Genomic DNA, 21,432 nt, shown 5'->3' on the forward strand with positions numbered 1-21,432 from the left:
CGAAGCCATGGAGGGCAGCCAGCATGAAAACCATCCCTGCCCCACCCGCGCAGACCCAGAGTCGCGAACTCACGGGACGCACTCAAGAAGGTAGGGCCGCAGGAGAGCCTGGCGTCGAGCGGCTGCGGCGTCGGTCGTGGAGAGGATTGCAGGAAAGTCGCACGCGACGAGGTGCTGAGGCGGGGAGCGGCGGGACTTTTCTGCGATCGGCGAGGAGGGCCAGGGGTGGGGCACCTACTCTGGCGAAGTTGCGTTCTGGCAGGCGGGGAGCGCGCGGGGTGTGCGGTGCGCCGTCTGGGAATCAGGTGTTGCCCCCGGCGCCGGTCGGCGTGGCCGGTGGCCCGGTCTCCTCGACCGGCTGCCGGACGAAGCGTCGGGGGACGGCCGCCGGGGGCAAGGCGCGCGGTTCCGTCGGCGATCGGCGATGGGGGCTGGTTTCGTCAAGCGGGTGCGGACTGGTTCGTCGGGGGTGGCCGGGGTGAATCGGCACTGGAACGGGTGCTGTGCCGGACCGGCGATGGTGTTGTTGCCGGGGCCGTCCGGTGGTCGCGAGTTTGGCGGTTGCGGGCCGGGAGTAAAGGGCGCTCCGCTGCGCTGCGCGTCGGCTGCGCCGATGGCCCTTCGGGCCACCCTTGACACCCGCCCCTCCACCGCGCGAGGGAAAGCGACCGGACGGCCCGGGGGCGGGACTCTCGACCAGGGCCGTGGGGTCGGTCGGTCGTCGTGTCGGGTGCGGACTGGTTCGTCGGGGGTGATCGGCGGAGGGTGAGGTGCGCGACTGGCTCGGGGGTCGGTGCCGGTCTCGTCAAGCGGCTGCCGACTCGCTCGTCGGGGGTGGCCGCCAGGGATGGGAGGGCGCGGTCGCTCCGGGGACGGGCGGTGGTCTCGGGCGGTTGTCTGCCGGGGTCTTCCGGGGGGAGTCCCCAGGTCGAGGCCTCGGTGGGGGCCTCGGTGGGACCCTGTTTCCTCGGGGTTGGCGTTGCGGCGGGTGGTGCGGTGGCGAGGTGGGTGGCTGTGCTGCGGGAGGGGCGGCGTGGGTGGTGGCGGGTGATGGCCCCGCACCCCCGCCACGCCGAAAGCGGGCATATCGGGCTGCGAGGGAGTGGATTGCAGGAAAGTCTCACGCGGGCCCCGCCTGGCCCGGCGTGTCGTGGGACTTTCTTGCAATCCGCCTCCGATGGTCGGGTCCGCTGCCGCCTTGGGGCCCGCAGGGCGGCAACGCCCCGGCCCTCACGCCGCGTTAGCCCCACACGCCACACGCCACACGTCAGCCCGCCCGCGCGACCCCTGCGCTGGCAAGCGGCCGACGGGCCGCCTCCCCGCGCCGCACGCGCCCGCTCCTCGCCCGCCGGTCACCCCAGACGATCCGGTCGGCAGTCGCTTGACGAGACCGGCACCCATTGCCGAAGCGATCGCGCACCTCACCCGCTCACGGCCGCCCCAAACGAACCAGTCCGCACCCGACATGACGACCCCGCGACCGGCCGGTCCTGGTCGAGAGTCCCGCCCCCCGGGCCGTCCGGTCGCTTTCCCTCGCGCGGTGGAGGGGCGGGGGTCAAGGGTGGAGCGCAGCGGAATCGGCGCAGCCGACGCGACGTAGGAGCGCCCTTGACGCCCGGTCCGGAACCGCCAATCTCGGGAGAACCGGACGGCACCGGCGCCCACACCATCGCCGGTCCAGCACAGCCCCGCCTTCGGCCCGTGGACCCCGGTCCGTCAGTTGGCCGTGCGGACGTTCGTGACAAATGCGGACCAGGCTTCGGCGCTGAGCAGCAGGGCGGGGCCCTCGGGGTTCTTGCTGTCCCTTACCGGGACGATGCCGGGGACTTCGTCGGCCACCTCGACGCAGTTGCCGCCCTCGCCGTTGCTGTAGCTGCTCTTGCGCCAGCTTGCGTTGCTCAGGTCGTACTCGTGCATCGTCTGTAGTCCTTAGCCGCCGATTCGACCAGGGCGAGGGACGCCTCCGGCGACAGCGCGGCGACCCTGAGTAGATCGTATGCGCGTCGTGCCCTTGCCACCACTGCTGGTTCATCGATGAGAGTTCCCGAAAAGGACGTCTCTGTATAGGCGGTTGGGGGTGCGTCCTCGAACTCCATGAGCCTCAGATCCCCGGCCATGGAGGCGTGCGCTCCCGCGTCGTAGGGGAGCACTGCCATCACCACCTGTCGCTCGCGCATCAACGAGGCGACATGGTCGAGCTGTTGTGCCATGACAGACGGCCCGCCCACCGGGATGTACAGCACGTTCTCGTGCAGCAGCGTCCAATACTCGGGCCTTGTAGCGTCGTTGAGGATGCGAGCCCGCTCTAGCCGGGCAGTCACCTTCTCCTCTACGTACGCGTCGGTCACGAAGGGATTGGCTGCGATTGTGACCGCGTGTGCGTACGCGGCGGTCTGCAGAAGTCCCGGAATCACCGTAGGCGCGAACTCGCAGATTCGTGTCGCCAGGGACTCAAGCTGTACGACCGACGCGAAGTAATCCGCGTACCGCCTGTCGTCGATCAGCTTTCGCCACATCCGCTCGAAAAAGCCCCCGGTTTGCAGGACCTCGTCCAGCCTCTGTGCAACATCCAGCTGCGGCTTACGAATAGCCTGTTCGAATTGGCCGATGTAGCCGCCGGAAACAAATACCTGTACCCCCAGTGCCGACTGGGTGAAACCGGCATCCTCCCGGCGGCGCTTCAGCTCTGCGCCGAAGAACTCCCACGCCGCCTGCCGTGAACCATTGGCCATGGCCAACCACCCTCCGCTGCGCCGCAGTTGTAGGGCGCAGACTCCTGCCGAGTGTAGGACGGACCCGTCACCATCGAGACACGAAGCGTGAAATCCGATGGGAAAGGGGAGCCACGTCATGACTGAAAGCAGGAGGCACTCGGCGCTATGCGTCGAAGAAGCGGAGGACACCGTGAAGGAATTGCGTTCCGCACTCGCGAGGGCCGGAATTATTCTTCCGTCATTGCGGATCGACCCCACATCCAGGGCCCGTGAAGCCCCTTGTCCGCGCATCGAATTGGGCGGATGTTCCGTTGATACGGCCGCACGCCTCGCCCTCGCCCTGCCACGTGGCGCCGGCGTCGAAGGCGAGGATCCGAAGTGGACCTGAACCGGGACCCGGGCCCGCCGGACCTGCCCGTCGGCGCCTACGCCGTGGACACCCGTACCGGACAGGTCGGCAGGGTCATGGGCTGCGAAGGGCCCTACGTCCAGCTCCGCCCCTTCGGCGGCGGGCGGGAGTGGGACTGTGCGCCGGACGCGCTCAGAACCGCCACCGATTCGGAGCGGCTCAGCGCCGCCACCGCCTACGTGAACGCACGGAGCCGGGGTGAAGTCCCGTGACGTGACTCGGGTGAAGTCCCCGTGACAGGGGTGAAGGTCCCGTGACGTAGGGTGCGGGCGCATGGCCATATGGAAGTGGAGCAAGCCGAAGGTCGAGTCGAAGTACCCGGCGCCGCTCACCATGCACCAGCTCTGGATGGTGTCGCTGAGCGCGCCGGTCAGCCGGGACAAGGACGCGTCCCGGACGACCCTGTATCCGTTCACGCGTATCGATGACCGCAAGGCCGGGAAGTGGCTGGCCGAGCAGTGGGAGATCACCGCGCCCGAGCAGCTGCTCGGGCGCCTGAGCGGGCTCGCGAGTACCGGCTATCGCGCCATGGCCCAGCGGAGGCTCGGTGTCGCACCGCTCGCCTGGGACATCGCGCTCTACGTGGACATCTCACGGCGCGGCTTCGCCTGCGGGATGCTGAGCGAGGCCGACACCTGGGCCCGGCTCAAGAACGTCGTGCCGACGGTCGCGGGGACGTACGCCTCCTGGCAGGAGTACGCCGACCACTACCTCCTGGGCAGGCAGGTCTGGCGGGAGAGCCTCAGCGGCACGGAGGAGCGGGATTTCCCCGCGCCCCGGGCCGTCTCCGACGCCCACCTCCGCGCCCTCCTCGACCCGGCGAACCGGACGAGCCCGTGGGCCCTGGCCCCCTGGGAAGCGATCAGCCGCCCCGACCAGGCCCGCCCCGCCCGCCGGCGTTAGTGCGTTAGTGCTGCTGCGGCTTCTGCGGAGTCGCCTCGCTCGGGCGCACGATGACGTACCCCTCGCCCCGCAGCATCAACTGCACCGCCTCCCCGGAACCGCCCCTGATCATCGAGCCGATGGACTGCGAGCGGTGCAGGGAGGTGTCCAGGTTCGCGGTCCAGCCGACGACCGCGTCCGTGTCGACGTACACCGGCTGCTGGGCCGAGACGGGGATCACCAGCGGGTTGCCGTCGCAGACCAGGCCGAGCCGGCCCGCACCTGTGAAGACGCTGTTGAAGAGGCCGCCGCCGGTGACGCCCGCGCCCTTCACCGTCTTTATCTCGTACGAGAGGGTCGCGTCGAAGCACAGGACGTTGCGGCCGTTGACGGTGAGGACGTCGCCCGGCTCGATGTCGACGATGAAGCAGTTCTGCGCCTCGTTCGCGAACCACGCCTCGCCTTGGCCGCGCACGGCCATGAGCGGCAGCCCCTCGCCGGTCATGGCGCGCTTGAGCATGCCGCCCACGCCCTGGCCCTTGCGCTCGAACTGCAGGTCGCCGCGGTAGGCGATCATCGCGCCCTGCCGTGCGTGCATCTCGCCGTTGACCGCGTACTTGATGGACTTGGCGTTTTGCAGGGTCATCCCGGGGGCGACGGCCTGCTGCGCCATGTGCTCCGTGGAGAACAGCTCACTCTTCATGCGCGCATTTTGTCAGGTCTGAGTCATGTGGCCAGAGGTTCGGGCCACTCCGGCGTGGCTGTCGGACCCTGGCCACGGCTGTCGGACCCGTACGCGAGAATGGGCCTCATGAGTCTGTTCCGTGATGACGGCATCGTGCTGCGCACCCAGAAGCTGGGTGAGGCGGACCGCATCATCACGCTGCTCACCCGCAGTCACGGACGGGTCCGCGCCGTCGCCCGTGGCGTGCGGCGCACGAAGTCCAAGTTCGGGGCGCGGCTCGAACCCTTCTCCCATGTCGACGTGCAGTTCTTCGCGCGCGGCAGCGAACTCATCGGCCGGGGGCTGCCGTTGTGTACGCAGAGTGAGACCATCGCTCCGTACGGTGGCGGGATCGTCACCGACTACGCGCGCTACACCGCGGGCACCGCCATGCTGGAGACGGCCGAGCGGTTCACCGATCATGAGGGTGAGCCCGCCGTGCAGCAGTATCTGCTGCTCGTGGGCGGCCTTCGGACCCTCGCCAACGGTGAGCACGAGCCGCATCTCATCCTGGACGCGTTTCTGCTCCGCTCCCTCGCCGTGAACGGGTACGCGCCCAGCTTCAGCTCCTGCGCAAAGTGCGGAATGCCGGGACCGAACCGGTTCTTCTCCGTGGCCGCGGGCGGCTCCGTCTGCGTCGACTGCCGGGTGCCCGGCAGCGTCGTACCCTCGTTGGAAGCCCTCGGCCTGCTCGGCGCGCTGCTCACCGGAGACTGGGAGACGGCGGACGCGTGCGAGGCGCGGCACGTCAGAGAGGGCAGTGGGCTTGTTTCGGCCTATCTGCACTGGCACTTGGAGCGCGGGCTCCGCTCATTGCGGTACGTAGAGAAAACCACGTAAGCACGTCACGTACACACGCCACGTACAAACGTACAGAGAACAGCTAGGTAGGAGAGAGCCCCCCATGGCACGACGCGGAATCCTCGGACGGTCCCGCCGTGAGTACAAGGTCCCCGAGCCGCACCCCTCGGGCGCCAGGCCGCCGAAGATCCCCGGCGAGCTGGTGCCGCAGCATGTGGCGTGCGTCATGGACGGCAACGGCCGCTGGGCCAAGGAGCGGGGGCTGCCGCGCACCGAGGGGCACAAGGTGGGCGAGGGCGTCGTCCTCGACGTGCTCAAGGGCTGCCTGGAGATGGGCGTCAAGAACCTCTCCCTGTACGCCTTCTCCACCGAGAACTGGAAGCGCTCGCCCGACGAGGTCCGCTTCCTGATGAACTTCAACCGCGACGTCATCCGGCGCCGGCGGGACGAAATGAACGAGCTGGGCATTCGCATCCGCTGGGTGGGACGCATGCCCAAGATGTGGAAGTCCGTCGTCCAGGAGCTCCAGATCGCCCAGGAGCAGACCGTCGACAACGACGCGATGACCCTGTACTTCTGCGTCAATTACGGGGGCCGTGCCGAGATCGCGGATGCCGCGCAGGCCATCGCGCGCGATGTCGCGGCGGGGCGGCTCGACCCGTCGAAGGTGAACGAGAAGACCTTCGCCAAGTACATGTACTACCCGGACATGCCGGACGTGGACCTGTTCCTGCGCCCCAGCGGCGAGCAGCGCACCTCCAACTACCTGATCTGGCAGTCCAGTTACGCCGAGATGGTCTTCCAGGACGTCCTGTGGCCCGACTTCGACCGGCGTGACCTCTGGCGCGCCTGCCTGGAGTACGCCGGGCGCGACCGCCGGTTCGGCGGGGCGATCCCGAACGAGGAAGAGATCGCCAACAGCTGAGGCAGAAGCACCTCAGACGCACCTCAGACGCAGTGAGGGCCCGCACCGAAGCCGGTGCGGGCCCTCACTGCGTTCAGGCTACTTCTGCGCACACTCCGCGCACGTGCCGAAGATCTCGACCGTGTGCGCCACGTTCACGTACCCGTGCTCGGAGGCGATCGCCTCGGCCCACTTCTCGACCGCCGGGCCCTCGACCTCGACCGCCTTGCCGCACACCCGGCAGACCAGGTGATGGTGGTGGTCGCCGGTGGAGCAGCGGCGGTAGACCGACTCGCCCTCGTCGGTGCGGAGCACATCGACCTCGCCTGCGTCGGCGAGGGACTGGAGCGTGCGGTAGACCGTGGTCAGGCCCACCGAATCGCCTTTGTGCTTGAGCATGTCGTGCAGGTCCTGCGCACTGCGGAACTCGTCCACCTCGCCCAGGGCCGCCGCCACCGCGGCGCGCTGCCGGGTGGATCGGCCTCGTACCGGGGGTCCCGCAGCTGTTGTCACAGGTGCCTCCTCAACTGATAACTCGCACGATCGCCCGCACATCTGTCATATCCCGTGGGGCCATTGTGCCAGCTCGCTCTCAGACGGTGACCTCGTCCGCCGGGCGCCGCGCGCCGGGAACGTCCGCGGCAACGTCCGCCGTGCAGGTCGCCTCCGCGGCGGTCACCGCCCGTGCCCTGCGCCTGGCCAGGGGAGTCGCGAGTGCCGTCAGGACGACGAAGACGCCGATCGCCATCAGGACGATGGTCGCTCCGGGCGGCACGTCCTGGTAGTACGAGGTGACCGTGCCGGAGAGGGTCACGGCGGTGCCGATGACCACCGACAGGACGAACGTCACCTTGAACGAGCGGGTGATCTGCTGGGCCGCCGCGACCGGCACCACCATGAGCGCGCTCACCAGGAGCAGCCCCACGACGCGCATCGCGACGGTCACCGTCACCGCCGCCGTGACCGCGATGAGCAGGTTGAGCGCGCGCACGGGAAGGCCCGTCACCCGTGCGAACTCCTCGTCCTGGCTCACCGCGAACAGCTGCTTGCGCAGGCCGATGGTGACCAGGACCACAAAGGCCGCGAGCAGGCAGATCGCAGTGACGTCGGAGTCCGAGACCGTCGAGAGCGAGCCGAAGAGGTACGAGGAGAGGTTCGCGTTCGAGCCGGTGTCCGAGAGGTTGATCAGCAGGACACCGCCCGCCATACCGCCGTAGAAGAGCATCGCGAGGGCGATGTCGCCGCGGGTCTTGCCGTACGCCCTGATCAGCTCCATGGTCACGGCGCCGACGATCGAGATCAGCGTCGCCATCCAGACGGGGCTGGAGTTCAGCAGGAAGCCGAGGCCGACGCCCGTCATGGCGATGTGGCCGATGCCGTCGCCCATCAGGGCCTGACGGCGCTGGACGAGGTAGATGCCGATGGCGGGGGCCGTGATGCCGACGAGGACGGCGGCGATCAGCGCCCGCTGCATGAATTCGGTCTGGAAGATTTCCATCATCATCAGGTCAGCAGTCCCGTGCGGATCGGCTCGTGTTCGTCGGCCGAGTGCGGATGTACGTGGTCGTGGCCGGGCAGCGCGTGCTGCCCCGTGGCCTTGGGCGGCGGGCCGTCATGGGTCACGCAGCCGTCGCGCAGGACGACCGCGCGGTCGATCAGCGGCTCGAGGGCGCCGAGCTCGTGCAGGACGAGCAGGACCGTCGTACCGGCCGCGACCTGCTCGCGCAGGGTCTGGGCGAGGATCTCCTGGCTCGCCAGGTCGACGCCCGCCATCGGCTCGTCCATGATCAGCAGCTCGGGCTCGGAGGCGAGCGCGCGGGCGATCAGCACGCGCTGGTGCTGGCCGCCGGACAGGGCGCTCACGGAGTCCTTGGCGCGGTCCGCGAGGCCGACGAGCCCGATGGCCCGGTCGACCGCCGCGCGGTCCGCCTTCGTCGTCCAGCCCAGCCTCGACAGCTTCGTACGCGAGAGGCGGCCCGACGAGACGACCTCGCGGATCGTCGCGGGGACGCCGCTCGCGGCCGTGGTGCGCTGCGGTACGTAGCCGATGCGGGCCCACTGGCGGAAGCGCTTCAGGGGGGTGCCGAAGAGGTTTATCTCGCCGCCGGTGAGCGGGACTTGGCCGATCACGGAGCGGACGGCGGTGGACTTGCCCGAGCCGTTCGCGCCGAGCAGGGCGACGACCTCACCGGGCTTGACGGTGAGGTCGATGCCGCGCAGCACGGGGCGCGCGCCGAGGGTGGCCGTGGCCGCCCGCACGGATATGACGGGCGGGGCGGTCCCCGCTTGGTCCGTTGCTTCCGTGGCTTCCATGGCGTGCGCCTCCGATGCTGCTTGCCGTACGTTCACTTCGCGCCGAGAGCCTTCTGCAGCGCGGCGAGGTTGGACTCCATGACCCCGATGTAGTCATCGCCCTTGGACTTGTCCGTAATTCCCTCCAGGGGATCGAGGACGTCCGTCTTGAGGCCCGCGTCGTTCGCGAGGGTCTTGGCGGTCTTGTCGCTGGCCAGGGTCTCGAAGAACACCGTGGAGACCTTGTCCTCCTTGGCGATGTCCTGGAGCTCCTTGATGCGGGCGGGGCTCGGGTCCGACTCGGGGTCGACGCCGGCGATGCTCTCCTGCTCAAGGCCGTAGCGCTCGGCGAGGTAGCCGAAGGCGGAGTGCGTGGTGATGAAGGTCTTGGACTTGGTGTCCTTCAGGCCGTTCTCGAACTTCGTGTTCAGGCCATCCAGCTTCTTGACCAGGGCCTTCGTGTTCTTCTTGTACGCCGCCGCGTGGTCGGGGTCGGCCTTCTCAAGGGCCTTGCCGACGCCCTCGGCGACCTCGGCGTACTTCACCGGGTCGAGCCAGATGTGCGGGTCGGCACCGGCTTCGCTCTCGTGGTCGTGCTCTTCCTCTTCGGCGTGCTCGTCCTCGGAGTGCTCCTCGCCGCCGTGGTCGTGGCCGACCCCGGAGCCGTGCTTCTCCAGCTTGGTGAGGGTCGCGGCATCCACGGTGTTCTTCACGCCGGACTGGCCGATGGCGTCGTCGACGGCGGGCTGGATGCCCTTGAGGTAGAGGATGAAGTCCGATTCGCCGAGGTAGGCGGTCTGCTTCGGGCTGAGCTCCAGGTCGTGCGGCTCGACGCCCGGCTTGGTCAGGGTGTCCACGGAGACGTGGTCGCCGCCGATCTCCTGCGCCAGGTACTGCATGGGGTAGAACGACGCCGTCACGTTCAGCTTGCCGTCGCCGTTCTTGTCCGCGGCGCTGGAGGAGGAGCAGGCGGACAGGGCCGTGAGGCCGAGAACCGTGGCGGAGGCGACGGCGGCGGTGGGTATGAGGCGACGTACGTTCATGACACTCATTTTCAACAAATCTGGAAACGATTGTCAACTACGCGTCCTGGCGACCGCTGACCCGGAACCGATTTGATTACGGGGGTAAGGCCGCCGGTAACCTGAGTCATTCGCTTCGCCCACCGTCGTAATGAAGAGAGCACCGTGGCCGCCGACAAGATCGACAGCATCGTCAGCCTGAGCAAGCGCCGTGGCTTTGTTTACCCGTGCAGTGAGATCTATGGCGGCCAGCGTGCCGCCTGGGATTACGGGCCGCTCGGCGTCGAGCTCAAGGAGAACCTCAAGCGCCAGTGGTGGCGTTACATGGTCACTTCGCGTGAGGACGTCGTCGGTATCGACTCGTCGGTGATCCTGGCCACGGAGGTCTGGCAGGCCTCGGGTCACGTCGCCACGTTCTCCGACCCGTTGACCGAGTGCCTCTCCTGTCACAAGCGCCACCGCGCCGACCACCTGGAAGAGGCGTACGAGGCCAAGCACGGCCGTCCGCCGGAGAGCCTCGCCGACGTCAACTGCCCGAACTGCGGCACCAAGGGCCAGTTCACCGAGCCCAAGCAGTTCTCCGGCATGCTCTCCACGCACCTCGGCCCGACGCAGGACAGCGGCTCCGTCGCCTACCTGCGCCCCGAGACCGCGCAGGGCATCTTCACCAACTTCGGCCAGGTCCAGCAGACTTCGCGCAAGAAGCCGCCCTTCGGCATCGCGCAGATGGGCAAGTCCTTCCGCAACGAGATCACGCCCGGCAACTTCATCTTCCGGACCCGCGAGTTCGAGCAGATGGAGATGGAGTTCTTCGTCAAGCCGGGCGAGGACGAGAAGTGGCAGGAGTACTGGATGGAGCAGCGCTGGAACTGGTACACCGGCCTGGGCCTGCGCGAGGAGAACATGCGCTGGTTCGAGCACCCGAAGGAGAAGCTCTCCCACTACTCGAAGCGCACCGCTGACATCGAGTACCGCTTCCGCTTCGGCGGCAGCGAGTGGGGCGAGCTGGAGGGCGTCGCCAACCGCACGGACTACGACCTCTCCGCGCACTCCAAGGCTTCCGGCCAGGACCTCTCCTACTTCGACCAGGAGGCCCAGGAGCGCTGGACTCCGTACGTCATCGAGCCCGCGGCGGGCGTCGGCCGCACCATGCTGGCCTTCCTCCTCGACTCCTACATCGAGGACGAGGCGCCCAACGCCAAGGGCAAGCTGGAGAAGCGCACGGTCATGCGCTTCGACCACCGCATCGCCCCGGTGAAGGTCGCGGTCCTGCCGCTCTCCCGCAACCCGGAGCTGTCCCCGAAGGCCAAGGGCCTGGCGACCGCCCTGCGCCAGAACTGGAACATCGACTTCGACGACGCGGGCGCCATCGGCCGCCGCTACCGCCGCCAGGACGAGATCGGCACGCCGTACTGCGTGACGGTCGACTTCGACACCCTGGACGACAACGCGGTCACGGTGCGCGAGCGTGACTCGATGAAGCAGGAGCGCGTCTCCCTCGACCAGATCGAGGGCTACCTCGCCTCGCGTCTGGTGGGTTGCTGACGCCGACCCCCGCAGGGGCACTCACTGAGTGAAGGTTGAAAGAAGCCCCCGGATCCGCCTACGGATCCGGGGGCTTCTGCTGCACACTGTTCGCCATGCCTTCGATGACCACGAGCAAGGTCAGCAGATGGGACCAGCACGGGCGCGAGCATGTCGTGCACGTGCAGAAGTCGGGCGTCCAGCGGCAGTTGCGCTGCGACACCTGCGGCTGGGCGAAACGGGCCCAGTTCCTGCCGTGGCTCAAGGCGGAGGAACATCTCGCCGAGGAGCATCAGGCGACGGTGGATCCTTCGGTGCCGTGACCTCGCGGACGCGGGGCGGCGGCCACCCCCGGTGTCAGCCGAACCGCTTCACGAACTTCCGCTGCCACGGGGTCTCCACCGCCCGCGGCGCGTAGTGCTCCCGCACGTACGTGACCGCCTCGGGGCCCGGCACCCCGTCCAGGATCGCGATGCACGCGAGGGCCGTCCCCGTACGTCCCTGGCCGCCGCCGCACGCGACCTCGACCCGCTCCGTCTCCGACCGCTCCCATGCCTCGCGCAGGGCGGCGGCCGTCGCCGTGCGGTCGGCGGGCAGGCGGAAGTCGGGCCAGCGCAGCCAGCGGGACTCCCAGGCGACGGAGGGCGGCTCCTTGCCGAGGAGGTAGAGGGCGAAGTCTGGTTGTGCGCCCTCCGGGAGCGGGTGGCGCAGACCCCGGCCGCGGACGAGCCGGCCCGAGGGGAGTCGTAGTACGCCTGTTGCCGTGGGGTCCCAAGTCGCGGTCATGGGACGAGAGTAGTGTCCGCCGGCGGGCAGGGCTCGCCCGTGCACCAGGACGTGGCGGTCGTCGTGAGGATGTCGTCCAGCCTGTCCCTCGTGCCCGTCAGACTCCGGATCTGCGCGTCGATGCGGCTCCGCTCGGCCGCGAGGCGGTGCAGCAGCTCCGTGGTCACCTCGCCCGTCTCCACGCAGGGGAGCAGCTCCACGATCGTCCGGCTGGGCAGGCCCGCGGCGTACAGCTGCTGGATGAGCTGTACGCGGTCCACCGCGCTCGACGCGTAGTGCCGTTGCCCGCTCGCGCTGCGTTCCGACGCGAGCAGGTGCTGTTCCTCGTAGTAGCGCAGCGCCCGCACGCTCACGCCCGCCTTGGTGGCGAGTTCCCCGATGCGCATGAGCCCTCCCGGCTGCCGGTATTTGTCTCCGACGTCACTTGCCTCTGACGTCGACGTCAGGTTTTAGCGTAGCTCGCGAGCGGCCATCACCGGCCCTCGTACGTACCTGCCGTACCTGCCAGGAGGCACCCCATGAAGATTTCCGGCTCCACCGCTCTCGTCACCGGCGCCAACCGCGGCATGGGCCGCCACTTCGCCACGCAGCTTCTGGAGAGGGGCGCGGCCAAGGTCTACGCGACCGCGCGCACCCCCGAGAGCGTGGACATCCCGGGCGTGGAGGTGCTGCGGCTCGACATCACCGACCCGGAGTCCGTCGCCGCCGCGGCCCGGGTGGCACAGGACGTCACGCTCCTCATCAACAACGCCGGGACCCTGACCGGGCAGAACCTCGTGGCCGGGGATCTCGATCTGATCCGCCTGGAGATGGAGACGAACTTCTTCGGCCCGCTGAACATGGTCCGCGCGTTCGCCCCCGTCCTGGCCGGAAATGGCGGCGGGGCCGTCCTCAACGTCCTCTCGGCGCTCTCCTGGACCTCGTACGACGGCAGCAACGCCTACGCCACCGCCAAGGCGGCGGCCTGGAGCCTCACCAACTGCGTCCGGCTCGAACTCATCGGCCGGGGAACCTCGGTGACGGGCCTGGTGGTCGGGAGCACCGACACCGACATGATGGCCGGGTGGGACATCGAGAAGAACGATCCCGCCGATGTCGTACGGGCCGGACTCGACGGGGTCGAGGCCCGCGCGTTCGAGGTCCTCGCCGACGAGGCGAGCGTGCAGCTCAAGGCCGCGCTGAGCGCTGATCCGAGTGTGCTGTATCCGCAGGCGGTCCTTGCGGGCTAGTTTCCAGGCGCTCGGCCGTCCGCCGTGCCGTCTCCCTCGCCCAGCTGCCGCTGGTCAGCGCGCCGAGGAGCAGGACCGCGAGGCCGCACCCCGCGATGATCCACCAGGCGGGGCGGCTCGCTCCGGTGAAGGTGGCCGCGTACGACGAGGAGCCCACCCCGGAGGCCAGGACCGCGCCGATGACCGCGACGCCGAGGGTCTGGCCGATCTGGCGGCTGGTGGAGGCGACGGCGGCGGCGACGCCCGCCTGGGAGCGGGGCATGCCGGAGACGGCGGTGTTGGTGATGGGGGCGTTCACGAAGCCGAAGCCGAGGCCGAAGAGGACGTAGCCGAGGAAGAGCGTCGCGTTCTCGGTCTCCGCGTCGAAGGCGGCGAACAGGACCCCCGAGACCGTCATCGAGACCCCCGCGATCAGGAGCGGGAGTCGCGGGCCGCGGCTGCCGACCAGGCGGCCCGAGAGCGGGGCGCAGATCAGCGTCATCGCGGCCATCGGCAGCATCCACACGCCCGCGTGCAGGGCGTTGAGGCCGCGCACGTTCTGCAGGTAGAGCGTGGAGAGGAACAGAAAACCACCGAGCGCGGCGAAGGCGCAGACCGCGATCACCGTGGCGCCGCTGAACGGTGCCGAGCGGAAGAAGCGCAGGTCGATGAGGGGGTCGCGGCGGCGCGGCTCGTAGACGAGCAGTCCGGCGAGGGCAAGCAGCGCGACTCCCGCGAAGGCGATGATCAGCGGCGACGTCCAGCCCGCCGTCGGGGCCTCGATGATCGCGTACGTCAGGGCGCCGAGCAGCACGATGACCAGGAGCTGGCCGACGGGGTCGGGGCGGCGCGGCTTGGGGGCGCGGGACTCGGGGACGTACCGGATGGTGAGGAGCAGGGCCGCGAGGCCGACCGGCAGGTTGATCCAGAAGATGGAGCGCCAGCCGACGGAGTCCACGAGGAGGCCGCCCACGATCGGCCCCGCGGCCATGGAAATGCCGACGACCCCGCCCCAGACCCCGATGGCGCGGGCCCGCTCGCGGGGATCGGTGAAGGTGTTCGTGATGATCGACATCGCGACCGGGTTGAGCATGGAGCCGCCGACGGCCTGCGCCATGCGGAAGGCCACGAGGGACTCCAGATTGGGCGCGAGGGAGCATGCGACGGAGGCGACCGTGAAGATCACGAGCCCCACCTTGAAGATCTTCTGCCGCCCGACCCGGTCGGCCGTCGACCCGGCGAGCATGAGGAGCGCGGCGAGTACGAGGGTGTAGGCGTCGATCGTCCACTGCATCCCCGAGATGCTGGTGTCGAACTCCCGCGCCATGGTCGGCAGGGCGACGTTCAGGACGGTGTTGTCGAGACTGACGATGAGCAGGCTCATGCAGCAGATGGCGAGGACGAGCATGCGTCGGCGGTGCGTCAGCTCTTGCGGGGGCATGTGTTCGACGGTATCCCGACGGGACGGGGGGCGCGTCCGTGGGCCGGGGCCTGCCCTCACGCGTGCGATGCCTGCTCACAGGCGGCCACGGAAGAGCCGTACCGGCTGGTAACGGCCGGGGGTCCGGGCGGCCGCGCGGGCAGTCCCGCGAATGAGGGACAATAAGAGGTCTGCCCCCAGCACCGAACAGCTCGCCCCGGAGGAACCCGCGCCATGGAGCCCCAGCTTCAGATCGGCCCGCACGCCGTGCGGCCGCCCGTCGTGCTCGCACCCATGGCGGGCATCACGAACGCGCCGTTCCGGACGCTGTGCCGTGAGTTCAGCGGGGGCAAGGGCCTCTTCGTCAGCGAGATGATCACCACGCGCGCCCTGGTCGAGCGCAACGAGAAGACCATGCAGCTGATCCACTTCGACGAGACCGAGAAGCCCCGGTCCATCCAGCTGTACGGCGTCGACCCCGCCACCGTCGGCAAGGCGGTCCGCATGATCGCCGAGGAGAATCTCGCCGACCACATCGACCTGAACTTCGGCTGCCCCGTCCCCAAGGTCACCCGCAAGGGCGGCGGCTCCGCGCTCCCGTACAAGCGGCCTCTCCTGCGCGCGATCCTCCGTGAGGCCGTCGCGGGCGCCGGGGACCTGCCCGTCACCATGAAGATGCGCAAGGGCATCAACGACGAGCACATCACCTTCCTCGACGCGGGCCGTATCGCCGTCGAGGAGGGCGTCACGGCGATCGCCCTGCACGGCCGCACCGCCGCCCAGCACTACGGCGGCACCGCCGACTGGGACGCCATCGCCCGCCTCAAGGAGCACGTCCCCGAGATCCCCGTCCTCGGCAACGGCGACATCTGGTCCGCCGCCGACGCCCAGCGGATGATGAAGGAGACCGGCTGCGACGGAGTCGTCGTCGGCCGTGGCTGCCTCGGCCGCCCCTGGCTCTTCGGCGACCTGGTGGCCGCCTTCGAGGGCACGGGCGCCCCCAAGGCCCCGGACCTGCGCGAGGTCTCGAAGGTCATGATCCGCCACGCGACCCTGCTCGGCGAGTGGATCGGCGACGAGGCGCGCGGGGTCATCGACTTCCGCAAGCACGTGGCCTGGTATCTGAAGGGCTTCGCCGTCGGCTCGGAGATGCGCAAGCGCCTCGCGATCACCTCGTCCCTGGCCGAACTCGAAGACGGGCTCGGCGAGTTGGACCTCGACCAGCCGTGGCCGACGGGCGCGGACGGCCCGCGCGGCCGTACGTCGGGCAACAACCGCGTGGTCCTGCCGGACGGCTGGCTGAAGGACCCCTACGACTGCGCGGGCATCAGCGAGGACGCGGAGCTGGACACCTCCGGCGGTTGAGGGCTACTTCAGGGTCACCGTGACAGGGAGTTCCTTGATGCCGTTCACGAAGTTGGAGCGGACGCGGCGAATCTCTCCGGCCAAGCGGATGTCCGCCAACCTCGGCAGCAGCTCCTCGAACATGATCCGCATCTCCAGGCGGGCCAGGGAGTTGCCCAGGCAGAAGTGCGGGCTGCCCTTGCCGAAGGTGACGTGGTCGATGTTCTCGCGGGTGACGTCGAAGCGGTACGGGTCGGGGAAGACGTCCTCGTCACGGTTGCCGGAGGCGAACCACAGCACCACCTTGTCGCCCTCCCTGATCAGCTTGCCGCCGAGCTCCACGTCCCGGGTCGCCGTGCGCCGGAAGTGATAGACGGGCGAGGCCCAGCGCAGGCACTCCTCGACGCCGCCCGGGATGAGCGAGGGGTCGGCGGTGAGCCTGGCGCGCTCGGCCGGGTGATTGATCAGCGCGAGCATGGAGTGCGAAATGGCGTGCCGCGTCGTCTCGTTGCCCGCGACGACGAGCAGCAGGAAGTAGTTGTCGAAGTCGGTGTCGGAGAGCGGGATGCCGTCCTTGGGCGAGTTGTTGACCAGCGTGCTCACCAGATCCGTGCCGTCACCGCCGCGCCGTTTCGCCGCCAGCTTCCGCCCGTACTCGAAGACTTCGAGCGCGGCGGGGGAGCGGAAGGGCAGATCGCGGTACTGCTCGCTCTCCGCGCTCTCCAGGAGCACGTCGGCGTAATCGGGGTCGGTGTTGCCGATGATGCGGTTGCCCCAGTCGATGAGCTGCTGGGTGTCCTCCTCGGGGACGTCGAGCATCCGCGCGAGCACGTTGATGGGGAAGTCCGCCGAGACCTCCCGCACGAAGTCGAAGGTCCCCTTGGGCAGGGCGGCATCGAGGGTGCGGGCGGTGAGCCCGCGCAGGAACGTCTCGTACGTCGCCACCGCACGCGGCGTGAACTGTTTCTGCAGGATCAGCCGCATCGCGCGGTGCCGCATGCCGTCCGTCTCCAGGAGGGAGCGGCGCAGGGCGATCTGGTCCTCGTCGACCTCTTCGAGGTTGGTGAACCGCATCGAGGTGAAGGTCTCCGGGTCGCGGTCCACGCGCACGATGTCCTCGTGCCGGGTGATCGCCCAGAAGCCGGAGTTGGGCGCGGGCTCGGGCTGCCAGTGGACGGGGTCATCGCGGCGCAGCACGTCGAACATCCGCCAGGGCAGCGTGCCGTCGGTGAACTTGTCGTTGTCGGCGAGGTCGACGTCGGACAGGGCGAGGGGCTCGGACCCCGTGACCGTACTCATGGACGTACTCCTTCGGTTCTCGTTCTCGGGGAGTCGGACGAGGGGGTCAGATGAGGAAGGCGTACTCCGTGAACTCCCATTCGGTGACGTGGTGTTGGAAGCGTTCGATCTCGTTGCGCTTGTACGTGAGGAAGGCGTTCGTGAACTCCGCGCCCAGGAGCCCGGTCAGTGCCTCGTCGGCCTCCAGGGCGTCGAGCGCGGCGCCGAGCGTGCCGGGGAGGCCGGGCGCGGAGTCCTCCTGGTAGCCGTAGCCCTCCAGGGGTGCGGGCGGCTCCGGCTTGTCGCGGATGCCGAGGAGGAGGGCGGCCACGGCGCCCGCCACGGCGAGGTAGGGATTGGCGGACGCGTCCCCGAGCCGGAGTTCGAGCCGGGTCCCGGCGCCCCTCTCGGGCGGTATCCGGAGCATGGCGCTGCGGTTGTCGTGGCCCCAGTCGATCAGCCAGGGGGCGAGGGTGTCGGGGCCGAAGCGTTTGTACGAGTTGATGGTGGGGTTCAGCAGGGCGCTGAGCGCGGGTGCGTGGCGCAGGAGTCCGGCGATGGCGTGCCGGGCGGTGGCGGACAGGCCGTCGGGGGCTCCCGCGTCCTCGAAGACGTTGTGCCCGGCGGCGTCGACGAGGGAGACGTGCAGGTGGAAGCCGGAGCCGCCGAGGCCGTTGAACGGCTTGGCCATGAAGGTCGCGAGCCGCCCCTCGCGGCGGGCCGTCTCCTTGACGGCGGCCTTGAAGCGGAAGGCGCGGTCGGCGGCGTCCAGGGCCTCGGAGTGGTCGAGGTTGATCTCGAACTGCCCGCCGTCGAACTCGTGGTTGCCCGCGATGACGCCGATGCCGAGATCGCCCAGGGCGCGCAGGGTGCGCAGGAGGTGGCCGTCCGGGTCGCCGCGCCGGCCCGCGCTGTACACGTTGCCGGTGGCGCCGCCGTACACCGACCATCCGGATGGGGTGGCGGGGTCGGCGTCGCAGAGGAAGTACTCGAGTTCGGGGCCGACGACGGGAGTTACGGCGCCGTCGGCGTACTCCTCCGCGCTTTCGAGTACGCGCCGCAGCAGGGCGCGGGGTGACTCCGGGGCGGCTTCGCCGGTCGCGGGATCGACCGTGTCGCCCAGGCACCAGGCGACGCCCGGCTCCCAGGGCAGCGCCTGGAGTGTGGACAGATCGGGCCGTACGGAGACGTCCGGCAGGCCGGCGTCGAGGCCGCCCGTGACGGGGACGACGTCGCCCCCGGGGGTGGTGTGGTAGACGGCGCGGCAGAAGGAGAGGCCGTGCTCGCAGGCGCTGGGCAGGTGCCCTACGAGGATGTCGCGGCCTCGGTCGGCGCCGAGGAGGTCCGGGTAGACGACGCGGATCACGTCGGTGCCCTGTGCGCGCAGCGCTTCTACGGTTTCTGCTACTCGGGTGGCCTTGTTCCTCGGGGTTGCGCTTGCTTCACTCACCCGGATTCCAGCCTTTCTGCGGGGTGGATCGGGGTTATCGTTTGAGACCAAACGATAGGAATCCCCGCGGGTCTGCGCAAGCCCCTTCGCGGGGGTGCATGTCCGCCGGGGGTGTATCGGCGCCGCCCGCCGTGGGCCCCGTAGGAGCTTTCCCGCCCACCTGCCCGACTCGCCGGATCTACCCCTGACGCAGGAGCGGTGCCCCATGGCGCTCACACCGCCGGAGGCATATCGTACGGACCCAAACGAAAATCCTCGTCGTGCCCGAAGGAGCAAGTTCATGGCCGGAGTCCAAGGATTCTTCCCGCCCAAGACCGCGACGGGCCGCTCCTCGCTCATCCCGGCCCCGCCCTGGCACTACTCGGGAGACCTTCTCACCGTCGAGTACCGCACCGACCCGGCCAGGGTCCGCGAACTCCTCCCCGCGCCGCTCGACCTGGCCGCCGACGATCCCGGCGCCGTCGCCCTCATCTGGGCCGACTGGCAGTCCTGCGGGGACGACAGGGCGGAGCTGCTCGATCCCGTGCGGGCCCAGTACAAGGAGTGCTTCGCCGTCGTGAGGTGCGGCTACCGCGGGCGCACCTACTCCCGGTGCGTCTACATCTGGGTCGACAAGGACTTCGCCATCGCCCGCGGCAACCACCAGGGCTACCCGAAGAAGCTCGGCTCGATCCACCTCACCCGGCCGCACCCCTTCGGCCCCGCGCCCCGCATAGAGGCGGGCGCCGCCTTCGGGGCCACGCTCGCCGCCGCGGACCGGCGTATCGCCCAGGTGGTGGTCACCCTGCGCGAACCCTCCGAGACGAACGGCTTCGTCAACGCCCACCCCATGGCCCACCACCGCCAGCTCCCCGCCATAGAGGGCAAGGGTCTTGCGCTCGATGAGCTCATCGCGTCCGGCGCCGCTTCCTTCGAGGGCGGTCAGGCCTGGTCGGGCGAGGCCGAGTTGGACCTCTTCGACGCGCCCACGGAGGAACTGGCCGCGCTGACGATCGAGGAGCCGATCGGCGCGTACTACCGGCAGGTGGGGGTGGTCTGGAACGGCGGGACGCTGTTGGAGAGGGGACTGTGAGGGAACGGTCACTTCCCCGCCGCCGACCCGATCCCCGCATATGTCTGGGGGCGAGACCTCCGCAGCCACAACCCCCACAAGACCCCAGCCGCAGCGGCTACGAGGATCAGGGAAGGCAGGATCCACCGCAGCGGATTGCCGGACGAAACCCCCAGCTGGACGCTGAAGTTGGTCAGCGCGAGCCAGAAGATGACCGCGAGCGCGACACCCGACAGGAGCGGCGCGACGAGCCGGTTCCACAGGGGTTCGCTCGACTCGTTCAGCTCGCGTCGGCGCGCGAAGTAGGCGATGACCGACGCCGACGTGGCGAGCAGGAGCAGGATCACGCCGAGTGCGCCGAGGTTGGTCAGCCACGTGAAGACGTCCATCACCGGGTCGCGCCCCGCGAGCGCGAAGACGCCGATGACGACGACCGTGAGGGCGGTCTGGAGCAGCGAGCCCCGGTGCGGCGAACCGTGGCGCGGGTGGATCACCCCGAGTCCGCGTGGCAGTACACCCTCCCGGCCAAGTGAACGGACGTACCGGGCAACGGCGTTGTGGAAGGAGAGCAGCGCGGCGAGCAGGCTGGTGATGAGGAAGAGTTGCGCGAAGTCGGCGAAGGCGGGGCCCAGGCCGCTGGTCCGGTCGCTGAGGAAGAACAGCATCTCCGGCCCCTGCTCGGCCGCGACCTTCGTGGCCTGCCCGGTGCCCGCACCGCTGATCATCGCCCACGCGGTAGCCGCGTAGAAGACGCCGATGAGCCCGACGGCGATGTAGGTGGCGCGCGCCACCGTACGGCGCGGATCCCGGCACTCCTCGCTGTAGAGCGCCGCCGACTCGAAGCCCATGTACGCGGCGAACACGCAGCACAGCGCGACCCCGAGCGCCCCGTCGGTGGCGGCGCCCCAGGTGAGAGGGGCGGTGGAGATGCCCTGCGGGGCGTCGGCGAACTGGCCGATGTCGAAGACGAGCACGGTGCCGAACTCGAACACGAGCAGTACGGCGAGCACCTTCACGCCCAGGTCCACGCGCCGGTATCCGAGCGCCCCCACGACGGCCGTGCACGCGAGGACGAGCGCCCACCAGGGGATGTCGACGCCGGTCTTGGACTCGATGAACTGCGCAGTCGTCGCCCCGAAGAGCCCCGCGATGCCGATCTGCATGGCGTTGTACGCGAGCAGCGCGACGAAGGCCGCGCCGACACCGGCGCTGCGGCCGAGACCCTGCGCCGTGTACGCGTAGAACGCCCCGGCGCCCGTGATGCGCCGGCTCATCGCCGCGTACCCCGCGCTGAAGAGGGCGAGGACGACGCCGATGAGGAGGTAGAGGAGGGGTATGCCGAGGATGCCCGTGACGCCGAGGGACTGCGGTACGCCGCCCGCGGCCACGGTGAGCGGGGCCGATGCGGCGACGACGAAGAAGACGATGCCCGTGACGCCGATGCGGCGCTCGGGCGCTGAGGTGGAGGAGAGGGGCGGCGCGGGCGTGGGCGTGCCGTGGTGATCGATGGTCATACCGGGACTCCGGGGAGGGGAGAGCATGGGAGCGCGTTTCCTCAGGAAACGCGTTATCGTTTGAGCCCGTACGAATTCGAGTGGCGCTGATGGTACGGACGCGTCTGCG

At 69.4% G+C, this 21,432-nt stretch carries 22 protein-coding genes; 9 read left to right on the forward strand and 13 right to left on the reverse strand.

Annotated features, from left to right (window positions below; all coding sequences use genetic code 11):
- Positions 1 to 1,716 precede the first annotated feature (1,716 nt).
- Together ACWFR3_RS04330 and ACWFR3_RS04335 are read right to left on the reverse strand one after the other, a co-directional pair.
- Positions 1,717 to 1,917: a DUF397 domain-containing protein gene (locus ACWFR3_RS04330; protein ID WP_453733023.1), complete on the reverse strand. Its 201-nt coding sequence runs from the start codon at positions 1,915 to 1,917 to the stop codon at positions 1,717 to 1,719.
- Positions 1,899 to 2,732 (reverse strand): helix-turn-helix domain-containing protein, encoded by an 834-nt coding sequence (locus ACWFR3_RS04335; RefSeq protein WP_453733024.1) that lies wholly within the window; start codon positions 2,730 to 2,732, stop codon positions 1,899 to 1,901. Before ACWFR3_RS04335 ends, ACWFR3_RS04330 begins: the two co-directional genes overlap by 19 nt.
- 366 nt (positions 2,733 to 3,098) lie before the next feature.
- Here ACWFR3_RS04335 and ACWFR3_RS04340 point away from each other — a divergent pair, with 366 nt between their 5' ends.
- Positions 3,099 to 3,335 carry a hypothetical protein gene (locus ACWFR3_RS04340; protein WP_453733218.1) on the forward strand — a complete coding sequence of 79 codons (237 nt, stop codon included), beginning with the start codon at positions 3,099 to 3,101 and terminating at the stop codon, positions 3,333 to 3,335.
- A gap of 61 nt (positions 3,336 to 3,396) precedes the next feature.
- Positions 3,397 to 4,026: a DUF1266 domain-containing protein gene (locus ACWFR3_RS04345; protein ID WP_453733025.1), complete on the forward strand. Its 630-nt coding sequence runs from the start codon at positions 3,397 to 3,399 to the stop codon at positions 4,024 to 4,026.
- A gap of 4 nt (positions 4,027 to 4,030) precedes the next feature.
- On the opposite strand, the gene ACWFR3_RS04350 is transcribed toward ACWFR3_RS04345, so the two are convergent.
- The gene (locus tag ACWFR3_RS04350) at positions 4,031 to 4,708 is read right to left on the reverse strand and encodes an AIM24 family protein (protein ID WP_453733026.1); all 678 of its coding nucleotides are present in this window, start codon (positions 4,706 to 4,708) and stop codon (positions 4,031 to 4,033) included.
- A gap of 108 nt (positions 4,709 to 4,816) precedes the next feature.
- Here ACWFR3_RS04350 and recO point away from each other — a divergent pair, with 108 nt between their 5' ends.
- A complete protein-coding gene (gene recO / locus ACWFR3_RS04355) occupies positions 4,817 to 5,569 on the forward strand; it encodes a DNA repair protein RecO (protein ID WP_453733027.1) in 753 nt (250 codons plus the stop codon).
- 64 nt (positions 5,570 to 5,633) lie between these two features.
- Positions 5,634 to 6,455, forward strand: coding sequence for an isoprenyl transferase (locus tag ACWFR3_RS04360; RefSeq protein WP_190081028.1), 822 nt, complete (start codon positions 5,634 to 5,636; stop codon positions 6,453 to 6,455).
- A 78-nt stretch (positions 6,456 to 6,533) separates the two neighbouring features.
- On the opposite strand, the gene ACWFR3_RS04365 is transcribed toward ACWFR3_RS04360, so the two are convergent.
- Genes ACWFR3_RS04365 through ACWFR3_RS04380 form a run of 4 tightly spaced genes read right to left on the reverse strand, consistent with a single transcriptional unit; the run spans position 6,534 to position 9,769 of the window.
- Positions 6,534 to 6,989, reverse strand: a complete 456-nt coding sequence (locus ACWFR3_RS04365; protein ID WP_365857958.1) for a Fur family transcriptional regulator — start codon at positions 6,987 to 6,989, stop codon at positions 6,534 to 6,536.
- A 37-nt stretch (positions 6,990 to 7,026) separates the two neighbouring features.
- Complete coding sequence (locus ACWFR3_RS04370) at positions 7,027 to 7,932, reverse strand: metal ABC transporter permease (protein WP_453733219.1); 906 nt, start codon at positions 7,930 to 7,932, stop codon at positions 7,027 to 7,029.
- Positions 7,933 to 7,937: 5 nt separating this feature from the next.
- Complete coding sequence (locus tag ACWFR3_RS04375) at positions 7,938 to 8,747, reverse strand: metal ABC transporter ATP-binding protein (RefSeq protein ID WP_453733028.1); 810 nt, start codon at positions 8,745 to 8,747, stop codon at positions 7,938 to 7,940.
- Between the two features lie 32 nt (positions 8,748 to 8,779).
- The gene (locus ACWFR3_RS04380; RefSeq protein ID WP_453733029.1) at positions 8,780 to 9,769 is read right to left on the reverse strand and encodes a metal ABC transporter substrate-binding protein; all 990 of its coding nucleotides are present in this window, start codon (positions 9,767 to 9,769) and stop codon (positions 8,780 to 8,782) included.
- Positions 9,770 to 9,913: 144 nt separating this feature from the next.
- Between ACWFR3_RS04380 and ACWFR3_RS04385 the strand changes: the two genes are divergently transcribed.
- Positions 9,914 to 11,293 (forward strand): glycine--tRNA ligase, encoded by a 1,380-nt coding sequence (locus tag ACWFR3_RS04385; RefSeq protein WP_453733030.1) that lies wholly within the window; start codon positions 9,914 to 9,916, stop codon positions 11,291 to 11,293.
- A gap of 95 nt (positions 11,294 to 11,388) precedes the next feature.
- Positions 11,389 to 11,595, forward strand: coding sequence for a hypothetical protein (locus tag ACWFR3_RS04390; RefSeq protein ID WP_453733031.1), 207 nt, complete (start codon positions 11,389 to 11,391; stop codon positions 11,593 to 11,595).
- 34 nt (positions 11,596 to 11,629) lie between these two features.
- Here ACWFR3_RS04390 and ACWFR3_RS04395 read toward each other — a convergent pair whose 3' ends face one another.
- Positions 11,630 to 12,058 (reverse strand): protein-tyrosine phosphatase family protein, encoded by a 429-nt coding sequence (locus ACWFR3_RS04395; RefSeq protein ID WP_453733032.1) that lies wholly within the window; start codon positions 12,056 to 12,058, stop codon positions 11,630 to 11,632.
- Entirely contained in the window at positions 12,055 to 12,444 is a 390-nt protein-coding gene (locus tag ACWFR3_RS04400) for a MerR family transcriptional regulator (RefSeq protein WP_453733033.1), read from the reverse strand. Before ACWFR3_RS04400 ends, ACWFR3_RS04395 begins: the two co-directional genes overlap by 4 nt.
- Positions 12,445 to 12,576: 132 nt before the next feature.
- Here ACWFR3_RS04400 and ACWFR3_RS04405 point away from each other — a divergent pair, with 132 nt between their 5' ends.
- The gene (locus ACWFR3_RS04405) at positions 12,577 to 13,287 is read left to right on the forward strand and encodes an SDR family oxidoreductase (RefSeq protein WP_453733034.1); all 711 of its coding nucleotides are present in this window, start codon (positions 12,577 to 12,579) and stop codon (positions 13,285 to 13,287) included.
- On the opposite strand, the gene ACWFR3_RS04410 is transcribed toward ACWFR3_RS04405, so the two are convergent.
- Positions 13,226 to 14,707, reverse strand: coding sequence for an MFS transporter (locus ACWFR3_RS04410; protein WP_453733035.1), 1,482 nt, complete (start codon positions 14,705 to 14,707; stop codon positions 13,226 to 13,228). The two genes, ACWFR3_RS04405 and ACWFR3_RS04410, sit on opposite strands and share 62 nt — an antisense overlap.
- A 213-nt stretch (positions 14,708 to 14,920) precedes the next feature.
- Here ACWFR3_RS04410 and dusB point away from each other — a divergent pair, with 213 nt between their 5' ends.
- Complete coding sequence (gene dusB, locus ACWFR3_RS04415; protein ID WP_453733036.1) at positions 14,921 to 16,051, forward strand: tRNA dihydrouridine synthase DusB; 1,131 nt, start codon at positions 14,921 to 14,923, stop codon at positions 16,049 to 16,051.
- Positions 16,052 to 16,054: 3 nt separating this feature from the next.
- Here the strand turns inward: dusB and ACWFR3_RS04420 are convergent, their stop codons facing one another.
- Together ACWFR3_RS04420 and ACWFR3_RS04425 are read right to left on the reverse strand one after the other, a co-directional pair.
- Positions 16,055 to 17,329, reverse strand: a complete 1,275-nt coding sequence (locus ACWFR3_RS04420; protein ID WP_453733037.1) for a cytochrome P450 — start codon at positions 17,327 to 17,329, stop codon at positions 16,055 to 16,057.
- Between the two features lie 46 nt (positions 17,330 to 17,375).
- On the reverse strand, positions 17,376 to 18,758 hold the full coding sequence (locus ACWFR3_RS04425; RefSeq protein WP_453733038.1) for a glutamine synthetase family protein: 1,383 nt from the start codon (positions 18,756 to 18,758) through the stop codon (positions 17,376 to 17,378).
- A 280-nt stretch (positions 18,759 to 19,038) separates the two neighbouring features.
- Between ACWFR3_RS04425 and ACWFR3_RS04430 the strand changes: the two genes are divergently transcribed.
- Positions 19,039 to 19,830: an acetoacetate decarboxylase family protein gene (locus ACWFR3_RS04430; RefSeq protein ID WP_453733039.1), complete on the forward strand. Its 792-nt coding sequence runs from the start codon at positions 19,039 to 19,041 to the stop codon at positions 19,828 to 19,830.
- 8 nt (positions 19,831 to 19,838) lie between these two features.
- On the opposite strand, the gene ACWFR3_RS04435 is transcribed toward ACWFR3_RS04430, so the two are convergent.
- Entirely contained in the window at positions 19,839 to 21,323 is a 1,485-nt protein-coding gene (locus tag ACWFR3_RS04435; protein WP_453733040.1) for an APC family permease, read from the reverse strand.
- Between the last annotated feature and the right edge of the window lie 109 nt (positions 21,324 to 21,432).

The sequence above is a fragment of the Streptomyces sp. NPDC055189 genome (assembly GCF_053606765.1).